19 protein-coding genes, 1 pseudogene and 1 riboswitch are annotated in these 20764 nt (G+C 44.1%); of the genes and pseudogenes, 6 read left to right on the plus strand and 14 right to left on the minus strand.

Translation table 11 applies throughout. From position 1 onward, the window contains the following. Genes dltB through ELZ47_RS11575 form a run of 3 tightly spaced genes read right to left on the minus strand, consistent with a single transcriptional unit; the run spans position 1 to position 2943 of the window. On the minus strand, positions 1-1245 hold the full coding sequence (gene dltB / locus ELZ47_RS11565; RefSeq protein ID WP_125331272.1) for a D-alanyl-lipoteichoic acid biosynthesis protein DltB: 1245 nt from the start codon (positions 1243-1245) through the stop codon (positions 1-3). Continuing rightward, complete coding sequence (dltA, locus tag ELZ47_RS11570; protein ID WP_125331273.1) at positions 1242-2792, minus strand: D-alanine--poly(phosphoribitol) ligase subunit DltA; 1551 nt, start codon at positions 2790-2792, stop codon at positions 1242-1244. Before dltA ends, dltB begins: the two co-directional genes overlap by 4 nt. 19 nt (positions 2793-2811) lie before the next feature. After that, positions 2812-2943, minus strand: coding sequence for a teichoic acid D-Ala incorporation-associated protein DltX (locus tag ELZ47_RS11575; RefSeq protein WP_002894209.1), 132 nt, complete (start codon positions 2941-2943; stop codon positions 2812-2814). Positions 2944-3201: 258 nt separating this feature from the next. On the opposite strand from ELZ47_RS11575, the gene ELZ47_RS11580 reads away from it, so the two are divergent. The 4 genes from ELZ47_RS11580 (at position 3202) to ELZ47_RS11595 (ending at position 6245) form a co-directional block, all read left to right on the plus strand. Continuing rightward, positions 3202-3540, plus strand: a complete 339-nt coding sequence (locus ELZ47_RS11580) for a PadR family transcriptional regulator (RefSeq protein ID WP_002913906.1) — start codon at positions 3202-3204, stop codon at positions 3538-3540. Beyond that, entirely contained in the window at positions 3515-4114 is a 600-nt protein-coding gene (locus ELZ47_RS11585; protein WP_125331274.1) for a DUF1700 domain-containing protein, read from the plus strand. Before ELZ47_RS11580 ends, ELZ47_RS11585 begins: the two co-directional genes overlap by 26 nt. Then, positions 4107-5147: a DUF4097 family beta strand repeat-containing protein gene (locus ELZ47_RS11590; RefSeq protein ID WP_125331275.1), complete on the plus strand. Its 1041-nt coding sequence runs from the start codon at positions 4107-4109 to the stop codon at positions 5145-5147. Before ELZ47_RS11585 ends, ELZ47_RS11590 begins: the two co-directional genes overlap by 8 nt. A 144-nt stretch (positions 5148-5291) precedes the next feature. Then, positions 5292-6245 carry a S66 family peptidase gene (locus ELZ47_RS11595; protein WP_125331276.1) on the plus strand — a complete coding sequence of 318 codons (954 nt, stop codon included), beginning with the start codon at positions 5292-5294 and terminating at the stop codon, positions 6243-6245. Positions 6246-6324: 79 nt separating this feature from the next. On the opposite strand, the gene ELZ47_RS11600 is transcribed toward ELZ47_RS11595, so the two are convergent. The 3 genes and pseudogenes from ELZ47_RS11600 to ELZ47_RS11610 form a co-directional block, all read right to left on the minus strand. Continuing rightward, positions 6325-7584, minus strand: coding sequence for a carbohydrate-binding domain-containing protein (locus ELZ47_RS11600; protein WP_164549618.1), 1260 nt, complete (start codon positions 7582-7584; stop codon positions 6325-6327). A 19-nt stretch (positions 7585-7603) separates the two neighbouring features. After that, positions 7604-8317: pseudogene (locus ELZ47_RS11605) on the minus strand (VTC domain-containing protein). Between the two features lie 189 nt (positions 8318-8506). Continuing rightward, positions 8507-10930: a YhgE/Pip domain-containing protein gene (locus ELZ47_RS11610; RefSeq protein ID WP_125331278.1), complete on the minus strand. Its 2424-nt coding sequence runs from the start codon at positions 10928-10930 to the stop codon at positions 8507-8509. Positions 10931-11303: 373 nt separating this feature from the next. Between ELZ47_RS11610 and ELZ47_RS11620 the strand changes: the two genes are divergently transcribed. Further along, entirely contained in the window at positions 11304-11966 is a 663-nt protein-coding gene (locus tag ELZ47_RS11620; RefSeq protein WP_126436068.1) for a DUF4947 domain-containing protein, read from the plus strand. 232 nt (positions 11967-12198) lie between these two features. Continuing rightward, positions 12199-12729 carry a TetR/AcrR family transcriptional regulator gene (locus ELZ47_RS11625; protein WP_004189391.1) on the plus strand — a complete coding sequence of 177 codons (531 nt, stop codon included), beginning with the start codon at positions 12199-12201 and terminating at the stop codon, positions 12727-12729. Between the two features lie 103 nt (positions 12730-12832). Here ELZ47_RS11625 and ELZ47_RS11630 read toward each other — a convergent pair whose 3' ends face one another. From ELZ47_RS11630 to ELZ47_RS11665, 8 genes are all read right to left on the minus strand, one after another. Beyond that, entirely contained in the window at positions 12833-13777 is a 945-nt protein-coding gene (locus ELZ47_RS11630; protein WP_126436069.1) for a 3-oxoacyl-[acyl-carrier-protein] synthase III C-terminal domain-containing protein, read from the minus strand. Positions 13778-13877: 100 nt separating this feature from the next. Next, positions 13878-15137 (minus strand): F390 synthetase-related protein, encoded by a 1260-nt coding sequence (locus ELZ47_RS11635; RefSeq protein ID WP_164549619.1) that lies wholly within the window; start codon positions 15135-15137, stop codon positions 13878-13880. Further along, on the minus strand, positions 15106-15933 hold the full coding sequence (locus ELZ47_RS11640) for an MBL fold metallo-hydrolase (protein ID WP_164549620.1): 828 nt from the start codon (positions 15931-15933) through the stop codon (positions 15106-15108). The genes ELZ47_RS11635 and ELZ47_RS11640 overlap by 32 nt, the downstream gene beginning before the upstream one ends. After that, positions 15908-16939 (minus strand): NAD-dependent epimerase/dehydratase family protein, encoded by a 1032-nt coding sequence (locus ELZ47_RS11645; RefSeq protein WP_126436072.1) that lies wholly within the window; start codon positions 16937-16939, stop codon positions 15908-15910. Before ELZ47_RS11645 ends, ELZ47_RS11640 begins: the two co-directional genes overlap by 26 nt. Before the next feature lie 201 nt (positions 16940-17140). Further along, positions 17141-17752, minus strand: a complete 612-nt coding sequence (rpsD, locus tag ELZ47_RS11650; protein WP_002899562.1) for a 30S ribosomal protein S4 — start codon at positions 17750-17752, stop codon at positions 17141-17143. 260 nt (positions 17753-18012) lie between these two features. After that, positions 18013-18735, minus strand: a complete 723-nt coding sequence (locus ELZ47_RS11655; protein ID WP_126436073.1) for an ABC transporter ATP-binding protein — start codon at positions 18733-18735, stop codon at positions 18013-18015. Continuing rightward, the gene (locus tag ELZ47_RS11660; RefSeq protein ID WP_126436074.1) at positions 18735-19736 is read right to left on the minus strand and encodes an ABC transporter substrate-binding protein; all 1002 of its coding nucleotides are present in this window, start codon (positions 19734-19736) and stop codon (positions 18735-18737) included. Before ELZ47_RS11660 ends, ELZ47_RS11655 begins: the two co-directional genes overlap by 1 nt. Positions 19737-19777: 41 nt before the next feature. After that, positions 19778-20530 carry an ABC transporter permease gene (locus ELZ47_RS11665; protein ID WP_126436075.1) on the minus strand — a complete coding sequence of 251 codons (753 nt, stop codon included), beginning with the start codon at positions 20528-20530 and terminating at the stop codon, positions 19778-19780. 118 nt (positions 20531-20648) lie between these two features. Further along, positions 20649-20750, minus strand: a riboswitch (TPP riboswitch). Positions 20751-20764: the final 14 nt, after the last annotated feature.

The raw sequence follows: 20764 nt of genomic DNA on the forward strand, positions 1-20764 counted from the left end.
TTATTTTTTAAACCAAAGCTCATTTAAAAATCCAGAAAAGATTAAAAATGAGAACATGACTGCGTGAAAGGTTACCACAATCCCCAAAGCTTGGGTCCATTTATTGTCTGGCAGAGGCGGAAGCCCTTTGGCCTTGCGCTCTTTGTTTAGCGTTTTCTTCTTGCGCAGCCAGGCATCATTGACGACCAGACCAGCTCCATGAAAGAGACCATAGGCGATATAGTACCAGGTCACGCCATGCCAGAAGCCCATAATCAGCATGTTGATCAGATAGGCCACACTGGATGTCGTATTGCGGTTTTTAAAGACCTTATTGCGCATCAGCACCATGACCAACCGCATAAAGACAAAATCACGGAACCAAAAGGACAGACTCATGTGCCAGCGATTCCAAAATTCTTTCAAATCGCGTGAGAGAAAAGGCTTATCAAAGTTGATAGGGCTCTTGATTCCCATGAGATTGGAAATAGCTAGCGCAAACATCGAATAACCGGCAAAGTCAAAGAAGAGATCCAGACCAAAGACATACATGACGCCCAGAGTTCCCAGATTAAAGAAACCGCCGGTATAGAGAGCATAGGTCTTGACATGCCCCAGCAAGAGATGTCCAAAGATATGGGCCAGGATAAATTTATAAAGGAAACCTAGCATGATATACTTGACAGACTGCTCCAGCATATCCAGCAGCTCATCTCGCTCAGGAATGTTCAAATAGTCTTCATTGAAACGCTTGAAACGATCAATGGGGCCACTCGAAAAGGTCGGCATGAAGAGCAGGAAACGCAGGAACTCCCAGAGTGTGAACTCTGTCAAAACTCCATCCCGCATCTCAATCATCATCCCTACCGAGCGAAAGGTCAGATAGGAAATCCCCAAAAAGCCAAAGAGAGATTGATGGCCGCTGATTGCGGGCTCTACCTTGACAAGCACAAGCGGCAGAACCGCCAGCAAGGTATGCAGATAAAAGATCCACTTGCTGTCCCGCGACCGGCGATAGAACTTGTATGAATAAACCCAGACTATCTGCCAGATAACATAGCCCAGCAGAGCACAAAGCTGCGCCAGACTGGGACCTGTCAGCATCAGGATGATAAAGACCAAACTGACCAAGGCTTCATAAAGGGGGAAACGTTTCTTAAAGAAAAGTCCAACAAAGATTGGCAGAACTGCTAGAACGATATAGACAAAGTAAACTGGATTGCCGTAGGGTTCCAAGTGAGGCAGCTGTTTCAAGAAATCCATCATCGCTTATTGACCTCGCTAATCAGCCCCTTGATGTCAATCTTGCCATTTGGAGTCAGAGGCAGGGTCTCTCGATAGAGGAACTTGGACGGCATCATATAGGACATCATGATATCCTGCAGATCTTCCTTGATTGCCTTGGTAATATCGATTTCTCGCTCAAACTGCTCAGCCACACCGTCTTTGAGAATGACATAGGCCAGCAGATTTTGAACCTTGTGGTCCTTGTTGTAGCGGGGCACAGCCACTGCAGATTCAACGTATTTCGATTTGTTCAGGTTCTGAGACACATCCTCCAGCTCAATACGGAAACCATTAAACTTGATCTGGAAGTCCATCCGGCCACCGTAGAGCAGCAGACCTTCATCTGTCATTGAGCCGACATCTCCCGTATGATAGGCTGGCAGACCTTCAAATTTAAAGAAAGCCTCCGCTGTCTTCTCAGGATTATTCAGATAGCCCTTAGATACTGCTGGACCGCAGACGATGATTTCTCCCTGCTGGCCATTCGGTACCTTCTGTCCCTCTTCATCAATGACAAAGGTAGGAGAGTCCGCCTTGGTATAGCCAATCGGCAGGCGCTTGCAATTTTGCAGCATCTCATCTGTCACTGCTACTGCAGACAGGGCCACTGTTGCCTCAGTCGGACCATAGGCATTGATAATGCGAGCTTGAGGGAAGCGATCGCGCAGCTTCTGAGCTGTCTTGACTGTCAACTCCTCGCCGTCAAAATAGAAATGTGTCAGCTGAGGTAGCTTCTGGCTGTTAAAGTCATCCGACAGCAAGGCCATATCCGCGAAGGAAGGTGTCGAAGTCCAGATAGCAATAGGCAGACTGAGAATCGTCTCAAACAGCTGCTTGAAATCCTGAGTCACAGCCGAAGGTAGGGCAAAAAGAGTCCCTCCTAAGGCCAAAGTCGGCGCCCAGTACATGACTGACAAGTCAAAAGAATAAGGCGGCTGAGCCAACATTTGAGGACGAGCCGGAGTCGCAAACTCCTTATCTGTAATCATCCAATTCGTAAAGCTGAGCAAATTATTGTGAGAAATCTGCACTCCCTTAGGTTTACCAGTCGTTCCCGATGTGAAAATAATGTAATAATTATCATCTCCTTGCACCGGATGGCTCAGTTCATAGGACGCTCCCTCTCTGAAGGCTGTCTGAACTTGCTCCGCACTAAAAATAGGCGCTGCTACATTTGCCAGCGGAAAATCATTGATGGCAATAATCAAACTTGGCTCAGCAACTTCCACAATCGCTGCCACGCGCTCCAAGGCTGAGTGGCTGTCAATAGGAATGTAGGCATGACCAGACTTGGTCAAGGCCACAAAAGTAGCCAGCATTTCGTATTCCTGACCGCCAAAGACCACAACCGGAGACTTGTCAGGAAGTCCCAAACGGTCAATATGAGCCGCCAACGAATCGGAATCCTTCTTTAAATCGCCATAAGTATGAACTTGACCTAAAATATCATAGACCGGAAAATCCGGCTGCACCTGAGCAAAATGCTCAATCGCTTCAATCATATCATGTATCACTTTATTTGACATTATTTCCTACTCTCTCACATTAAAATTCATTATAGATAAAGCCACCCTGACCCTGACCCAGATAGCTAAAGAAATAAAGTAAGGCCAGAAAGATAACAAAATATAGTAGGGTTTGGCCCAAAAATTTATATAGGGTTTGATGTTTTTTCATAGATCTCTCTTATATTTTTAGTTAGACTTACACCATTTTACCATTTTATGGAAGATGTTTTCAACACAAAAGCTAAGGAAGATGTAAAGTTCTTATAAGGAAGAAAGGTACTTTGATGCACCTTATAAATAACCATAAAAAGGCATTTTCAAAAAATATATAAAAATTTTATATATTTTGCTTGACTTTTTTCCTAAGAGGTTGTAGACTATATATAGAAAGATTATATATAAATATTTTACACAAGGAGGTGGTCCTATGTCTTTCCCCACATCATCGGCTTTGATTGAGTTTCTCATCTTAGCCATCCTTGAAAAAGACGATTCCTACGGTTATGAAATCAGCCAAACGATTAAGCTGATTGCCAATATCAAAGAATCAACACTTTACCCTATTCTGAAGAAGCTGGAGCAAAATGACTGCCTCACGACTTATTCGCAGGAGTACCAAGGACGAAAACGAAAATACTATTCACTCACTGCCTACGGGCATGAACATCTACTCACTCTAAAAGAAGAGTGGCAAACTTATACTACGACCATCAGCGGTATCATAGAAGGGAGCATCCGTCATGACAAGAACCGAGTATCTAGCTGAGCTAGAAAAATATCTGAAAAAACTGCCACGCAAGGACTATCAGGAAGCTATGGATTACTTCACTGAATACTTCGACGAGGTAGGCCCAGAGGGCGAGGAAACCGCTATTGCTGAGCTAGGCAGCCCAAAGGAAGCGGCCCACGAGATTATGTTGAATCTTTTGGACAAAAAAGTCGAGGAAGATAATCAAGACAGCAGTTCATCAAAAAACACTAAGAACATCGTCCAGATTGCTATCCTATCCATTTTGGCAGCACCTTTGGCTATTCCACTCTTTATAGTAGCAGCACTTTTGACTTTCGTTTTCTTCCTCTTAGTCTTTATCTTTGCTCTAGTCATGGCTATAGGTGCCTTTGCCTTCTTTATTTTTGGAATCAGCCTGATCTGGGACACTTTGACAGTAGGACTGACGACATCGATCCCGGCCTTCCTGTTCACTCTGGGGCTCAGTGTTCTAGCTCTGGGACTGTCCGGCATCTTCTACGCAGGCATTTCTCCTGTTACTCAGTTTGGCAAGGCTGGCTTTGTCAAACTAGCTCAACTTTTCGCAAAGAAAGGAGCACGTCATGGCTAACATCAAATTGAAAAAACCTCTTTTATCCGCAGCTATTCTAGCCTGTCTCTTTGGTGGAGCCTTGACAACTATCGGCTCCATTACAGGCGGTGTCAACGACTTGGTCAATTCTGCCAAAAGCAAGGTAAAACTAACGAAAAAAGAAGAAAGTTTCTCTGATCTTTCTTCCCTAAATATTAACTTAGCGGCTAGAAACCTCGTCATCAGTGAATCTCCTGATGACAAGGCTCACTTGACCTATTACCAAAGCGATGGTAACTATCAGATTGATGGAAGCTCGCTTGGAAAAATCACAACAAGTTCTGAAAACGGAAACTTAAACATCAAGGAAGATGGTGCAGGCTCCTTCCACATAAGCGCTGGCATCCGCTCCTTACTCAGCTTATTTGACCAAGAATCTCAGGGGAAGCGTACTGTGCAGCTTTCCCTGCCCAAGGGGACCAAGCTTGAGACATTCAGCGGCAGTTCGTCATTAGGAGATGTTACGCTGTCCAATCTATCAGCCAAAAATGCTGACTTCTCTCTATCCAATGGCTCGTTGACTGTGAATGATAGCCAATTCGCATCTGGTAAATTTAAGAACTCTCTGGGAGAGATTACCTTCAATAACAGTCAGATTAGCTCTGGAAAAATCATTGATTCTTCGGGTACCATCACTCTGAACAACAGCCAGTTCGCATCGGGCGAAATAGCAAACTCTCTGGGAGATGTCAACCTAAACTCGAGCAAAATCTCCGACAGCACTCTGAAAACCTCAAGCGGCTCACTGAACTCCGAACGATTGGAATTAGCTGGTACAATCTCTATCACTGACCAATTGGGCGATATTAATCTGCATCTGGTTTCTGGCAGTTTGTCGCAGCTATCCTTTGATCTGAAAACGAATCTAGGTGAAATTGACATCCCTAGTGGTATGAATGTAGAGCACACCAAAGGCGATGAACTTGGCGACTCTGCCATCCGTAAAGTCGAAAATCCGACAACTACACTTACTGCCAGCGCCCAAAGCGGTAGCATTAAGCTCAGCGAATAAATCATAGAAAAGAATATATACAATCAGGGAGTCCTCAGCGACTCCCTTTTTTGATAAAAATTTCCACAATGCCCTAAGATTGCTTTACAGGCCTTGGCCTTTGTGCTATGATATTCTATAAAAATTTATCACAAGGAGGTTCCTATGAAAAAACTCACACCTGGCATGCACATTCGGGTCGTCAGCCCTTCGTCGTCCATCGAACACATCGGTGGCTTTGAGGCCAATCTAGCCGCCAAGGAGCGCTTAGAAAAGTTAGGATTTACCGTGTCTTTTTCGGAACATTATCTGGAAAATGATATGTTAGGCTCTGCCTCCATCGAAAGCCGGGTGGCAGACATCCATGCTGCCTTTTCAGATGACTCCGTTGATGCTATTCTGGCCACCATCGGCGGTTTCAACTGCAATGAGCTCCTGCCCTATCTGGACTTTGAATTGATTGCTAGAAATCCTAAGATTTTCTGCGGCTACTCAGACACAACAGCCTTGCTCAACGCTATTTATAGCAAGACCGGCATGAAAACTTATATGGAACCGTCCTACTCTAGCTTTAAGATGGAAGCCTTACAGGACTATCAGACCGAGAGCTGGCTCAAGGCCGTCAGCCAGACTTCTTATGAATTGACTCCTAGTGAAAAATGGGGCGACAATGCTTGGTACCTGCCCGATGCCCCACTGACCTTCCATGAAACTGAGTGGAAAGTTTATCACCATGGGCAAGCCCAAGCCACTGCTATCGGCGGCAATCTCTCCACCTTCTCACTCCTGCGCGGCACGCCCTATGCCCCGACAGATGAAAACTATGTCCTTTTTATTGAGGAAGCCGAGGAAGATAATTATGTGGAGTTTGAACGCAATCTAGCTGCCCTCCTTCAGGCCTATCCTAACCCGCAGGCCCTTCTCATCGGCCGCTTTCCAAAAGAATGTGAGATGACAGAGGAGCTGCTCCTTTATATCTTGGACAAACATCCAATTCTCAAACAAATTCCTGTCCTCTACGACTTGGACTTTGCCCATACTCAGCCACTCTTTACCATTACCATCGGTTCTCAGGTGACCGTGGATACAGAAAAATTATCTATCAGAATTGATGAATAGCAAGAAATCCTCATTCCAGCTGGAATGAGGATTCTTCTCTTTCATTAGGCACTATTTCATTATTATCTCATCGGCATTTTTATCGTCCACCAAAACCGCCTTTACCGCCTGGGGCACCGCTGCCACCAGGTCCACCAGCGCCAGGTCCGTCTGCTGTGATTTCTGTTCGGCTTTCACCATTGACCGTGATGGTACCGCCAGTGTAGGTAGCCGTTCCATCAAAGTCAAAGGCAGATACCGTAGAAGTAATGTCTAAGTTTCCTCCTGACATGATGACATCGCCGTTGGAGTCGATAGCATCTGTATCGCCTTCACCGACCTCGACCTTGATATCGCCACCGGTAATCTTAATAAAGATATCAGCTCCAGTTACATCACTAGCTGCATTGATACCATCATCTGTCGCATAAAGGTCCAGCTTGCCGCCGTTAATGGTAACATTGGTTCCTTCCAGAGCTTCTACACTCTTAGAAACCGTAATTGTTCCACCATCAATCAAAGCGATATTGCTCGCGTGCAGACCATCATCACCAGCATTAATCGTGATGGTGCCAGACTGGATATAAAGATTCCCCAGAGAAGTATCTTCATCATTGTCTGCATGGATGGCATCTTCTGTCGCTGTGATATCGATAGTAGCGTCCTTGATATTAATGGCTGAAGCTGCAGACAGACCATTCTTAGCTGCCTTGAGTGTATAATTTCCACTTGTTACCCGCAAGGTCTGCTCAGACTTAATCGCTGTTTCATACTTGCCGTCAACTGTCAGACTTCCAGAGCCATTGAGAGTCAGATCAGAGTTACTATAGATAGCTGCATCTGCATCCGTATTGCTATGATTTGATGAGTCTGAGATGGTGTTTTGGCTGCCGTCAGCCAGAGTTAGGCTTGTTCTACCCGCATTTTCTACTAGAATAGCTGCATCTGTCCCGCTCATGGTTACACCATTTAGGACGATTTGGACCTTGTCGCTATCACCTGCTTTGACGAGAATCTGCACATTTTCACTCGTTCCGGAAACGACATAGGTCCCAGCCTCAGAGATTTTCACGGTAGAGCCGGAGACACTAGCGCCGTCACCAGAGGTCTTAGCACTAGAGCCACTCAGGCTGATGGTCGTCGCCTTGGACTCATCATAAGAAGCATCTGAGTCTTCTGAAGCAAAGTAATCAGAAGTATTGGTCTTGGTCTGACTGGTACTGGTAGCATTAGCAGTTTGGGTAGTGCTTGAAGCTGTAGAGCTGCTGGCGTTTGAACTGCATGCTCCCAGCACTGCTGTCATCAAGACCAGTGGAATCATCAATTTAATTTTTTTAAGGATTGATTTTGATTGTTTCATTTTTCTTTTCCTATCTATTTTATTTGCTGCTGATACTGTTTAACTTTTTGTAAGCAAAACCATATTTGGAGAAAGAGCTCGGAGACAGCTGGTAGCGATCCATGATCTAGCTCAGCCATAGCAGACAAGCTTCTGGAATCTTAACTTCCATAATCACGTGGTCGGCTGGCAGGAGATAATCTCCATGACGACCAGCCAAGAGACTCAGATCATAAGGACGGTAGGTCAGGTCGTGATCAAAGGTAATCCGAATCCGCTCATCCTCAATCCCTTTCATCGCATAACGATTGTAGCCGATATACATCATGGGCTGAATGTTGCCAAAATGCTGGGTCATCCAGGCCATTTCCTTATCTATCTGAAGGTCAGTCAGCTGACTGTAATCTCCGTCCAGATAGGCTTCCGCTGTCAGCAAATCTGCTGCAAGACGGCGTTTGGTTACCAGATTCTCAGTCTTTTTCTTGATTTCCAAAAAGACTTGACTATCCTCGGTCGGATGCTCTTGATAGGTTCGCAAGCGCACCTTCTCGTCAAAGCAAGGATTTTCCAAGGACTCACGAATGAGCTGATAAGACGGCGTATCGTAGTAGAGATTGTTAATGGTCGAATAAGCTCGCTCATCCTCCACCAGATAGCCTTCAAACTCTAGCAATAGATCCAGCAAGGTTTCCTTAGAAATGATGTATTTGGTTTCAAAGCGCTGAAAATGATTTTGAAAAAATTTTTCTGCCATGGCCTCCTCCCTTCTCTATCTTTCTTGAATGTAATGCAATTTTAAAGATGAAAACTTAAAAGAAAGATAAAGAAAACTTAAAGAAAACAAAACATCTCCCTTTTCAGGAGATGTTGATTAGAGAAAAAGTAAAAGAATTACAGATAGACTTTTCATCTACATTTTTACAGATTCATAAAAGCACGTGCCCTAAGCTAGCTGTTTTTTATCTGCTCGATAGACCAGAGTACCAAGCGCCATGAAAAGAACTAAAACAAAAGCAAGGAAGAGCACCTGAGTACCTATTTGGCCATTCATGGAAATCGTTTGGCGTAAGCCCGATACAGAATAGCTCATTGGCAGCCAAGGGTTGATAACTTGGAAAATCTTACTAGTCAGCTCTAGCGGATAGGTTCCTGCACTAGAAGCCAGCTGTAAAAGCAAAAGAATCAGAGAAACAAAGGCACCAAGCTTGCTATCCCAAGTAACCAAAGCTGTCACAAGAGCCATAAAGGTCATGCTGGCTAGGACAATCAAACCGAGGGTTGCCCACTCATGGTTAGCAGATAGGCCTATCAAGTGCACAGCACCATAGACCAAAACACCCGCCACGACAGAAATGACTCCATTTACCTCTATACGGGCCTTCAGCCAATCTCGTTTCGTCCTAGGTTCTTGACCCGATGGAAGTGTGCTAAAGATGATATTGGTTGAAATAGCCGCCACAAATAAAGCTACTGAAATCATATAAGGCGCCATCCCAATGCCGTTTTTCTCTACCTTATTCTCATCTGTCTTGCTCAGTGTCAAAGGATCTGCCAGAGTTTTTGCATTGTCTTCCTTGGTTGAAACAGCCGACAATTTATCACCTGCATCTGAGAGGCCATTGGACAAATCACTCGTTCCCACAGTAAGTTCAGAGAGATTATCTGTTAAAGCACTGCTGCCATCAGCCAGCTTTTCTGTGCCGCTCGCTAATTGATTGGTCCCATCTGCTAATTTCCCGAAACTAGAGGTCAATTCTGGCGATTTATCTGTTAATTGGGCTGCCCCGTTTGCTAATTTTGTTGTATTTGCTAGCAAATCAGGGTTCTTACTTGCCAAAGCTGATGTTCCCTCAGATAGCTGACCGACTGCATTGATATAGCTTGTCACCCCTTGTTCCAATTGTGTTGCGCCAGTCGTTAGTTTCTCATTTAGGGTATCTACACCTGCAACTAGTTGATTGGCTCCTCCGCTTGCCGAACCGAGACCTGCGCTCACCGTTGATAAGCCATTATAAAGGCCATTGATCATGTTAGCTGCCTGTGGCAGAACTTGATTTGATGCACCTTCTAACTGACTAAGTTTTGTTTGACTAGCGCCTTTTATCGTTTCAAGAGAAGCCCTCATCGTATCAACCTCTGATAAAATTGCCTGAGCAGATTGAACACTTCCCGCTTGACTAGCACTGACTGCTGTATCAATCTCAGCCTTAGCCTCACTAGAAAGGCCTTGATATGCACTGGTCCCTTGGACACTTGCCAAAGCTGCAGCCTTGGCATCTTGATTGTTATTGATAATGGCTTGAGCGGATGCTGCTATGCTAGTCAGTGAAGCTTCAATGCTGTTTGTCGACACTGCTGAGTCACTTGCTGCAGCTTGAATACTAGCATTCAACTGAGTCAAGCCAGTTGCCAAATCATTCACGTTTTGCTGATTGTTAGCTAAGGTTGTATCTACCGATGACTTTAATGTAACCAAGCCAGTGTTCAGATTCGTTACACCTGTTGATAAGGCCTGAACTCCATCTCCTGACTGAGTAAGCTGTTGGACTCCACCCAATAAGTCTGCTGATCGACCCGACAGCTGATTTGCACCTGCGGCCACAGTACTTACACCATTTGCATAAGTGTGTATCCCGTTTGACAAACTACCCAGTCCAGACGATACTTGTGCAACACTCCCAGTATAAGTCTGTAGTCCTGTATTAAATTGAGCTGCACCGGACGATAATTTGCTCGTAGCTTGATTCAGAGTTCTTAAGTTATCTGCAATTGTCCGACTGCCTGAACCTAGTTGTTGACTGCCAGATGCTAATTGCTGAGCACCATCAGATGCCTTAACCAATCCCGTTTTTAGATCTCCCATATTCTTAAATAAGGCGCTCGTATAAGTATCCGTCACATTTTGCGCCACCGTCTGCTTCAAAGAAGTCATAGCTGAATCACTCATCTTACCAGCAATAAAACTGTGGCCGCTAGACGTTTGATAGTCAATCTTCATTTGCTGAGGATTATCTGTCAAAACACTGGCTGCACGTTCAGATAAATCACTTGGAAGCGTCACAACCATGTAGTAATCACCCTTTTCCAGACCATTTTGAGCGTCTTCTTTACTGACAAAGTGAAAATCCAAATTTTTATTTTCCTTGAGGCTGGAAACAACATCCTCGCCTATAGACAAGGTCTTACCATTAGCAGTTACAGCTTTATCCTGATTGACGACCGCCACTGGCAAGTCTGATACCTTTCCATACGGATCCCACATGGAGCTCAAGAAAATAACGTTATACAAGGCAGGAATCAAAGAGACTCCTAACATCACAATGATAAAAGTCGGCTTTTTTAAAATAGCTTTCCATTCTCTTAACATGTCTACCTCCTAAAATTATACACAGTGTCCAAATTTAGATAAAATTGATTATACACCAATCGAAAATTATTACAAGTTTATTCTTTAAAAATTGGACACCGTGTCTAATTTTGTTTAAAAAGATTGTAGAGAAGCGGAATAAGTTGGTCCTAGTGTCTTTAATCCCTGAATAATCTGTAAATAAAAGGTATTCTTCCATAGGTAGGTACACAGAAAATCAGTATTATGTTAGAATGATAAGCGAGGTAAATGGAGTCAAGCATCGAGCTCTTAACTTGATGATAGGGTTCCATGTGAAACACTGCTGCCAGCAGATGCCTCACATGACAATAGCTCAAGTCAGATTGAGAATAGTAAAGAAAGGTTTAAGACAATGAAAAAAAGAACACTATTTAGCTTATTTTCTCTAGTTGCAGCACTATTTCTGCTGTCAGCCTGCAGTTTGTTTTTGCCACAAAGGTCAAATCGTCCAGCTCAGTCTTCTGAGGCCAGAAAGCTAGAAAAGAAAGATAGTTCTAGCAAAAAGAAATCTGAAACGAAAGAGTCTTCATCTTCCAGCAGTTCCAGTCAAGATGCTAGAAAAGAGCCCGAAAAAACCACAGATGGTCTTCCCGCAGATGCTGATCATGCTAAGAAAGATAAGATTTATGCGACTGGCGATGCCAAGGTTTATTACCAATCCTATGAATCTGGCGGTTTTGAAGCTCAAATTCCTGAATTTAAAGGATATACCCAAGAAAAAGTCAAAAGTATTTTGGGCGAGCCAGAAAAAGTAAGCACCGACCTCGCTTCTGAATACGAAGCTTTCCAAAACAAAGAATTAGAAAATCTGAAGAGGCTGGTTCAGGAGCAAAAAATCAACACCGAACAAGCGCGTGCTTTCTTAGCAGGTGTAGTTGATATTTCTCAAGCATCAAGGTTACAAAACACCTACACAATTTACTCTTATAAAAATGAACAAATTTCTATTATCTTCTCGCAAGAGGGTGAGTTGCTTTACGTCACTCCCGACCCCGACTACCTCTACTTTAAATAATGCTCAAAACGAAGGCCGAGACTTTACTTTAAGTCTTGGCTTTATTATTTTACCAGTCTAACAAACCTAATAAAATAAAATTTTGCCTATCTATGCCTATTTTCAGAATTTAACTCTTTTCCACTTGAAAAACATTTGATATAATAGTACATGGAGAAAAAGAAAAAGTAGTTTGCTATGATAGCTATTAGTTTGAAGAGCAGACTGAGGCTTAGCCTCAAAGGGAGATTTTATGTTAGAAAGCAATAAACGCCGAAAAACCAAGGCTATTATTGAGAGAGCCATGGTTTCACTACTGCATCAGCAGTCCTTCGACCATATCACTACTGTCCAGCTAGCTCAAGCTGCTGGCATCAGCCGTAGTAGTTTCTATACTCACTACAAGGATAAGTACGATATGATTGAACGTTATCAGCAAAACCTCTTTCATCAACTGGGGTATATTTTTGATAACAATCAGGAGGATATTCAAACTGCGATTACGGAGGTCTTTCAGTTCCTCCAGCTAGAGCCGCTTTTAGCTGCTCTTCTGACGGAAAACGGAACGAAAGAAATTCAAAATTTCCTGCGCCATAAGCTGCAGATGATGCTAGCTGATAGCCTTCAGGATCGCTTTAGCAATCGCATTTACAATCATTTTGAAAAAGAATACAGCCGGGTCTTTCTCGCTAATGCCTTCTTCGGCGTCTGCCAGATGTGGGTTTCCAGAGGAAAAAAAGAAAGCCCTGAACAAATAGCAGAATTTCTTTTAAAAATGATATAAGAAGTTGCTTAAGCCCATCGGGCACACTTCTACTCAAATTTTTGAAAAATTAAACAGGGTGTACAAAACTAAAAGAGGTTCTGTACACCCTATTTTTATTGTATTATAATTTCATAGCCAGCATATTAACTGTCATACCAGCTGCTGTTCCCATCAGAGCGATGGTGTCCCCTTCCTTGACTAGATTGCGCTCCAGAGCATAACAGAGAGAAAAGGGCACTGCTACTGACACCATATTACCATAGTCTTGCACAATATTAAGGTATTTATCATCAGGAATACCCAAGCTGCGCATGACCATTGGCAGAGCACGACTCGCCTGATGCGGAATGATATAATCCAGGTCAGATAGGCTGAGACCACTCTTTTCTTTAAATTCTTTAAACATTTCCGGAATTTTTCTGGCAGAGAGCAAGAGTATCTTCTTGCCATTCATGTCAAACATGTAGTGAGTCTTGGTAGCATCCGAATACTCCTTAGGCTGAAATGATGTCAAACCACCGCGAATCTCTGTATCGTGAGCTCCCTCAGACCAGGTCCGCTGCAGGCTGGAGATAACACCTCTCTCTTCCTCTGTTGCTTCAAAAATCAAAGCAGCCGCACCATCACTGAACAACTCAAAACTTTCCTTCTGATTGGGATTGAGACCCAAACTTCCAACCTCACTAGACACGATGAGGATTCTTTGATATTCACCAGCCTCCAACAAATGAGACATGAGACTCAAAGCTGAGATAAAGCTGGTGCAGGTCGTATTGATATCCATGGCTGGAATGGACAAGCCCTTAGCCACCAACTCGTGAATCAGGGCAGCGGTGCAGGGAATAGGCTGAACGCCCACCGCACTGGCCGACACGATGCAATCAATGTCTTTGATAGTCAAGCCCGCTTGCTGCAGGGCTTTTTCAATCGCCTTGACCTCCATGGAAAGCTGGGTTTCTTCATTTTCCACCACTCGATAACGGGTCTGATCCTTAAAAGTCACAGTATTTCTAGGTAGATGCGTACCATAACCAACAATCTTTATATGATTCTTTACTGCTGTCATATTAAACTCCTTCTTGTCAGACTTGGGGCTGCTCGGCAGTTAGGTAAACTGTCAAAGAGTATGAGCCACCGATTCATATATTTTTCCACTTGGGGCATTCTTAAGCCCGATAAATTCGTTTCAACTTACGACCTCTGTCCCGCTGATAATCTTCAAAAGAAATAGCCGGCATAAGAAAGCTTTTATCAGTCGCTAAGTTTTGAAACTGCTGGACAATCTCGTCTTCTCGCTGCTGACTACGATGTTCGATAGCAATGGTCAGCGAATAGTCCTGCTTCTGAGCGACTTGGTATTCTCCAATCGCATCAACTAAGAGCAGACAACGGCGGATAAAGTCCGGAAAGATCTCCACCGACTGACCTGCGGTATTTTCAAAAATGAAAATATCATCCGAGCGCCCCTCAATCCTGTCAATCCGTGTAAAGACCGAACCGCAGGGGCAAGGTTCAGGATTTTCCACCAAGATATCATTCAGCTCATATTGAAAAATTGGTTGAGAAGTCCGCTTGAAGTCCGTGATAATAGGATAAAAACGCCGATCATCCAAGTAGTGCTTATCTACATGGACAATGTCTTCGTTTAGATGAAGATTCCCGTAGGAACAGCTACAGGCTAGGAAGCCCTCGGTCGCTTGGTAGACCTGGTCCACCTTTTTCAGACCAAATCCTGCTTGAATCCTCTGCCGGTCTGGCTCTTCCAAAATCTCTGCCACTGATACGACTTTGCTAGGGGCAATTTTCAAATTTCCTGCCTTGACTTGTTTAGCCAGCTCCAAGAGCATTGATGCTGGCGCCACCAAAATCGTTGGCTGGTAAGCATTCAAACGCTCTACATGCTCTTCGGCTCCTTGAAAAGTATCAAAATACTCCAGAGAAATCAAGCCTGAATTGACAGTCTGATAGAGTTGGTTATCTGCCCGCAGAAAGAAGGCGATTTTGTGCCCAAAGAGTTTATCTTTAGGCAGCATCTTTGCCAAGATGGCTGCCGCCCACATACTGCGCTCCTTTTCAGTGGTGACAAACAAGCCTCGATGACCGGACGTCCCTGAAGACAAGCCAACAGCAATCTCTCCTATCATGGGACTAAAATCACGTGTTCGCTCGCTCTCCAGTGCCAAAGCTAGTAACTCATCACGATCCAGCCCTTGAGTATTGAGCTCATTGAAATGCTCCATCATAAAGGCCTTATTCATCTTAAAATCTGCTGGAATACCTGATTTAAAATAAGGTGATTCCTGCTGCAGAAATTCCCGATAGATTGCTAAAGCTTTGATTTGATATCGTTCCAGAGCCTTTCGATCTTTAAATCGATGCCCCCAGCGCATGACGCTAAAGGTTTTTAGAAATGTTCCTAGTTTCATACAAAATCCGCTCCACTCTCTCAGCCGGATCATGACTGACTAGCACCTGGTAGCCAACGGCAAGCAACTGCCGAAGCAAGGCCACACCAGCCATGTATTCTTCCTTGTTATCCTGGATTAGTGACGGCAAGAAACGCATCTGCTCCGTATACGGCAACAGATCTACGCCCCAGCACAAATCAGCTCCGATAAACAGATGATAATCTGGCAAAAAGAGACAAGCTTGACCAGCAGCATGCCCATCAACTGAGGCCAGATATATACTGCCATCGCCAAACAAGTCAACTGTCTTGCGATAGAGGAATTCTGCTTGGACCTGCTGAGGTTCCACCACTTCCAACCGACTCTCAAAATCCTGCGGAAGAAATTCCTTGAAAATCAAATCCTTCAGTTTGGCATGCTGATACGTTTTGAAAACGGTCTTGGTCAGAATGAAGCGGGCCTTGGGAAAGAAAGCAGCTCCGCCGATGTGATCTGGATGCAAGTGCGACAAGATGACATAAGAAATATCTTCTGGCGCAATTCCTTTTTGCTCAAGCAGACGATCTATACGCTCCTCTTCTGACATATCTACAGGCGTTCCCAGACCATAGAGCCAGTATTTGAGCTTGGGCTTCAGAATAGCTGGAGAATAGCCAGTGTCGTAGAGAATATAGCCTTTCTCACGATGCTTCAAGAGGAAAACACCAGCTGGAAAAATCATTTTTTTCTTGGCAACTCCCTTAAACATCTGCTGCAAGTGACTGCTGCAGCGCCCAGGCTGAAGATACTCAATTTTCTCGATAATGTTGGACATATTTTGCAATCCCTTCACTGATTGTCAACTTGGGTTGATAGCCCAAATCCCTTACTGCTGCTGATATATCCAGCGTTTGACTGTAACGCATTAAGTAATAGGTGTAAAGAGTAAGAGGTGGCTCTTTTTCAATGTTAAAAAAGCGATAAAAGCTTTCAAATCCTTGTGCCAGAAGACCTAGAAAAGCAGCAGGCAATCGAACATAACGTTTACGAACCTGTAAACCATCCAAAGCTTCATCCAGCATATCCTTGAAACTACGGGATTCTCCATTGGTAATGTTGTAAACCTGCCCTTGTGCTTCTGGTATTTCCAAAGCCAAACGAACAGCTAAGGCTACGTTTTCCACACAGGTCATATCCATCATTTGCTGACCATTTCTGATAAGTGGAATCGCTAGTTTTTGACTTAAGCGCAGAATCCTAGGAAAGATACTGGTATCTCCAATACCAAAAAGCCCTCTAGGGCGCAAGATAACCGATGGAACTTGAGGATAGCTTCGGACAATCCGCTCAGCCATGAGCTTGCTTTTGATATAGTAATTCAGCTCATTCTCCTGTGGAGCAGCCTCTTCTTTGATAGCAAGTTGATCACGCGCCGCAGCATAAACACTCGGAGAGGAAATATAGACCAGTCGTTGCACTCCAAAATGCCGGCAAGCTTCCATAACCAGTTTGGTTCCTACTACATTTGTCTGATAAAACTGCTCCCAGGGTCCCCAAATCGTTGAGAGAGCCCCAGCATGCACCACTGCATCCACTCCTTCGCAGGCTGCAAAAATTTCTTCTTCTCTGGTAAAATCACCAGCAAAAAACTCTACTGAAGGACCTTCTAACTGCCGACCAGCCTTCAGATTACGGCCAAAAGCCCGTACCTGATAGCCTTGTTCAGCCAGCTCTTCAACAACATACTTTCCTAGAAAGCCAGTCGCTCCTGTCACTAGAACCTTCATCGCTACTCCTTTCATATAATTTTCTGTTTCTGTCTTGTCCCCATTATACACCATTTCAGCAAATCTTCCCTAAAAAAGCTGGAAAAAATCTTTACTGGGTGTCTCACCTGATTGGATAGGAGCAGAAAGAAATCAGATAATTTCCCCAAACAGCTGTCTCAATCCATTGACATTTTTTAGTTGGAAATAGCTCTAATTAATTCATTGAGAGTATAAAAAAAGAAGCCGGGAAACCGGCTTCTGAACAAATACAAATTAAAGCATTTTGTTGTAGAATTCAACGATAAGTGCTTCGTTGATTTCTGGGTTGATTTCATCGCGCTCTGGAAGGCGAGTCAATGAACCTTCTAATTTTTCAGCATCGAATGATACGAATGCTGGACGTCCAAGAGTTGCTTCAACAGCTTCAAGGATTGCAGGCACTTTCAATGATTTCTCACGAACTGAGATCACTTGACCTGGAGTTACGCGGTATGATGGGATATCAACGCGTTTGCCGTCAACAAGGATGTGACCGTGGTTTACGAATTGACGAGCTTGACGACGAGTAGTCGCAAGACCAAGACGGTAAACAACGTTATCCAAGCGACGCTCCAAGAGAAGCATGAAGTTAAAACCAAGGATTCCTTCTTTGATTTTTGAAGCTTGAACAAACAAGTTACGGAATTGTTTTTCACCTACACCATAAGTGAAACGAAGTTTTTGCTTTTCAGCCAATTGCAAACCATATTCTGACAATTTGCTGCGGTTGTTTGGTCCATGCTGACCAGGTACATAGTTACGGCGAGCCAATTCTTTACCTGTACCAGTAAGAGAAAGACCCAAACGACGAGCTTGTTTCCAAGATGGTCCTGTATAACGTGACATAAAAATGTCCTCCTGTAAAATATTTTTGAGGAAATAGTCACTTAGAAAGCCCTGATTCGTGCAGAACATTTTCGCCCAAACAGCTAAGGCTACTTTTATAGCTGATGTTCTGTTGACGAGCTCCATGCTTTCCTGCTGCTATTTCACACAAAGGCTATTGTACCATGAATAAAGTCAAAAGTAAAGGGTCTCATGCAAAAAATCAAGCCTTTTGGCTTGATTGAGGTTGTTTTGAAAGTAAAGGATTTCAGGCAGTTACTTCACATTCCCAAAATCTTTAAAATCTCCTGCTTATATCGTAGCTTCTGCAGTTCCTTATCCTCGCTGTCTGACCAAGTCAATTGTAGATCTGCAACAATTTGCCCAGGCCGATTTTTCAGAATATAGATATGGTCACTGAGAGCCAGAGCTTCCTCGATGCTATGAGTAATGAGGAGAGTCGTCAGACCCAGCCTACGGTGAATATCCAGATACCAAGCGTGTAGCTCCATCTTAGTCAGCTCATCTAAAGCACTAAAGGCCTCGTCCAGAAGAAATAGCTTGTGACCGAACATATAGGTTCGCAGCAGAGCCACGCGCTGCCGCATCCCCCCGCTCAGCTCATGTGGATACTTGTCTGCCACATCAAAGAGCCCGAACTCCTTCAAAATCTGAGTTGCCTGCTCCGTCGCTTCCTTTTTGGATACCTTTCGGATGAGGAGGGGCAAGATGACATTACCCAGCACCGTCTTGTGCTCCAGCAGCAAGTCCTTCTGCAGCATATAACTCACCCGGCCCTTAGGATTTTCCTGCCCATCTAGGACAATCCTGCCCGACTGGACCTCCAAAATCCCAGCGATGAGATTAAAGAGGGTCGTCTTTCCAACACCGCTAGGCCCCAAGATTGCTACGACCTGGCCTGCTTCTACCTGTATGTTGATGTCCTTCAAAATCTGCTGCTCATCATAAGCATAACTTACATTTTCAAGTTTAATTTCTGTCATTATTTTATATAATCGTTGCTAAATCCTTTATCTCTCAAGTCATTGTCCACGATACCCTTATCCTTGGCCCATTTGTAAAAGGCATTCCAGCGGCTAGCCTCAAACTGACCCCACTTGTCCTTATCCGATGCATATTGCTCGGACAAATATTTTTGAGAAGCCAAGACAAAGTCACGCTTGTTCTTCAGCTCTGGCGCATGCTTGATTAATATATCCGCCGCTTCTTCAGGGTGCTCCATGGCATATTGATAGCCCTTCTTGATAGCCTGCAGGACCTTTTTCGCCTCGTCCGGATTCTTCTTGAGATAGTCATTATTGGCAATGATGACTGGAGAATAATAGTCAAACTCCTTTACATAGTCCTTCATATAAAAGAAATTTGTATCCATGCCCTGAGTTTGAGCCATGATGCCGTCCCAGCCATGATAAATCCACGATGCATCAAACAAGCCATTTTCAATCGGCGTAATTGAGTTGGAATCGTTGTTGGGAACTTTTTCCACTTCATCAAACTGACCTCCTTGGCTTTCAACCAAGGTTTTGAGCATGCCCAGCTCCACCGGATCATTCCAGGTACCGTATTTCTTGCCAGCTAGGTCCTTAGGTCCAGTAATCCCTGCAGATTTTTTGGAAATAATGCCCGAAGTATTATGCTCTACAATAGCCGCGACAGCTGTGATTTCTGCGCCCTTATCCAGTTTTTTAGCCATAGAGTCCTGGAAATAAATGCCAAAAGGCGCCTTGCCGTTGATAATCAGGTCCGAACTGCTATCTTCAGGCGGCAACTTGATATCCACATCCACGCCTGCTTCCTTGAAGTAGCCCTTTTCCTGAGCCACATAAAGGCCGGTATGGTTGGTGTTAGGTGACCAGTCTAGGATAAAATCAATCTTTTTATCCTTACTAGCAGACTCTGAGCCTGACTTACCACAAGCCGCTAGGCCAATGATTGATACGGCAGCTAAGCCTGCCAGCAACACTTTATAACTTTTTTTCATCATTATCCTCTTTTCTTTCTTTGGAAAATGGCAGAGCTGAGCTCCTATTTCCACTTAATGACATATTTTTCACTGATAGCCACCAGCTTCATCCCCAGAAGACTGATAACCGAAACCAATATGATAATAGCAAACATGGTGTCGTACTGGAAAAGCTTCTTAGACTGGATCATATAAACACCCAAGCCTTCAAAACCACCCAACCATTCAGAAACCACAGTCGTAATAAAGGCATAGGAAACACTGACGCGCAAGCCCGCATAGAAATAAGGCAAACTAGCTGGAATTTTAAAATGCCAGAGAATCTGCCAGCGATTGGCCTGCATAAGCTCAAAGAGAGTCAGAGTATCCCGGTCACAATGCCGAAAACCGTCCAGAATACTGACGATAATCGGAAAAGTCGTCGTCAGAATAATGAGCACAATCTTGGGCAAAATCCCATAACCCAGCCAGAGAACCAGAATTGGCGCCAAAGCAATGGTCGGAATCGTCTGCACCACGACCATCATGGGATAAATCAGATCATTGAGCCAGCTCATGCTGTCCATGAGTATAGCTAGCATACAAGCCAAGATGACGCCCAAGACTAAACCCAGCAAGGCTACTTTTAAGGTGGCCCAGCTATGACTTGCTAGAAAGCCAGCATCTCTGATAAAGGCCTGACCAATTTCCAGAGGTGTCGGCAGGATAAACTTGGGCAAGAGCTTGAGCCAGCCCATGACCTGCCAGATGACAAGTACACCCAGCATCCCTAAGAGACCGATTTGCTGCCGCATCAGCCTTTGTAGTGCTTTCATTGATTAGTTTTCCTCCCTTCATTTATTTTGGGCCCTGCAATTCTTTCAATCATCAAGCTTTTGAAAAGATGATAAAAGAAAAGGCCTTTTCCATATATGGAAAAGGCGCACAAATGCCACAATTTTTAGGCATGTTTCCTACGCTGGCATTACCCAGATCAGGTGCGGTCGAAGCTTACACTTCCTCTCAGACTGTACACAGACTCCCATATATAGGACTATGATAGCGCAATC

Source organism: Streptococcus sanguinis (assembly GCF_900635155.1).
Taxonomy (GTDB): Bacteria; Bacillota; Bacilli; order Lactobacillales; family Streptococcaceae; genus Streptococcus; species Streptococcus sanguinis_G.

Bases quoted from the DNA above. Each gene is read 5' to 3' on its own strand.
- dltB (WP_125331272.1), bottom strand. From the start codon at position 1,245: ATGATGGATTTCTTGAAACAGCTGCCTCACTTGGAACCCTACGGCAAT.
- dltA (WP_125331273.1), bottom strand. From the start codon at position 2,792: ATGTCAAATAAAGTGATACATGATATGATTGAAGCGATTGAGCATTTT.
- ELZ47_RS11575 (WP_002894209.1), bottom strand. From the start codon at position 2,943: ATGAAAAAACATCAAACCCTATATAAATTTTTGGGCCAAACCCTACTA.
- ELZ47_RS11580 (WP_002913906.1), top strand. From the start codon at position 3,202: ATGTCTTTCCCCACATCATCGGCTTTGATTGAGTTTCTCATCTTAGCC.
- ELZ47_RS11585 (WP_125331274.1), top strand. From the start codon at position 3,515: ATGACAAGAACCGAGTATCTAGCTGAGCTAGAAAAATATCTGAAAAAA.
- ELZ47_RS11590 (WP_125331275.1), top strand. From the start codon at position 4,107: ATGGCTAACATCAAATTGAAAAAACCTCTTTTATCCGCAGCTATTCTA.
- ELZ47_RS11595 (WP_125331276.1), top strand. From the start codon at position 5,292: ATGAAAAAACTCACACCTGGCATGCACATTCGGGTCGTCAGCCCTTCG.
- ELZ47_RS11600 (WP_164549618.1), bottom strand. From the start codon at position 7,584: ATGAAACAATCAAAATCAATCCTTAAAAAAATTAAATTGATGATTCCA.
- ELZ47_RS11610 (WP_125331278.1), bottom strand. From the start codon at position 10,930: ATGTTAAGAGAATGGAAAGCTATTTTAAAAAAGCCGACTTTTATCATT.
- ELZ47_RS11620 (WP_126436068.1), top strand. From the start codon at position 11,304: ATGAAAAAAAGAACACTATTTAGCTTATTTTCTCTAGTTGCAGCACTA.
- ELZ47_RS11625 (WP_004189391.1), top strand. From the start codon at position 12,199: ATGTTAGAAAGCAATAAACGCCGAAAAACCAAGGCTATTATTGAGAGA.
- ELZ47_RS11630 (WP_126436069.1), bottom strand. From the start codon at position 13,777: ATGACAGCAGTAAAGAATCATATAAAGATTGTTGGTTATGGTACGCAT.
- ELZ47_RS11635 (WP_164549619.1), bottom strand. From the start codon at position 15,137: ATGAAACTAGGAACATTTCTAAAAACCTTTAGCGTCATGCGCTGGGGG.
- ELZ47_RS11640 (WP_164549620.1), bottom strand. From the start codon at position 15,933: ATGTCCAACATTATCGAGAAAATTGAGTATCTTCAGCCTGGGCGCTGC.
- ELZ47_RS11645 (WP_126436072.1), bottom strand. From the start codon at position 16,939: ATGGTGTATAATGGGGACAAGACAGAAACAGAAAATTATATGAAAGGA.
- rpsD (WP_002899562.1), bottom strand. From the start codon at position 17,752: ATGTCACGTTATACAGGACCATCTTGGAAACAAGCTCGTCGTTTGGGT.
- ELZ47_RS11655 (WP_126436073.1), bottom strand. From the start codon at position 18,735: ATGACAGAAATTAAACTTGAAAATGTAAGTTATGCTTATGATGAGCAG.
- ELZ47_RS11660 (WP_126436074.1), bottom strand. From the start codon at position 19,736: ATGATGAAAAAAAGTTATAAAGTGTTGCTGGCAGGCTTAGCTGCCGTA.
- ELZ47_RS11665 (WP_126436075.1), bottom strand. From the start codon at position 20,530: ATGAAAGCACTACAAAGGCTGATGCGGCAGCAAATCGGTCTCTTAGGG.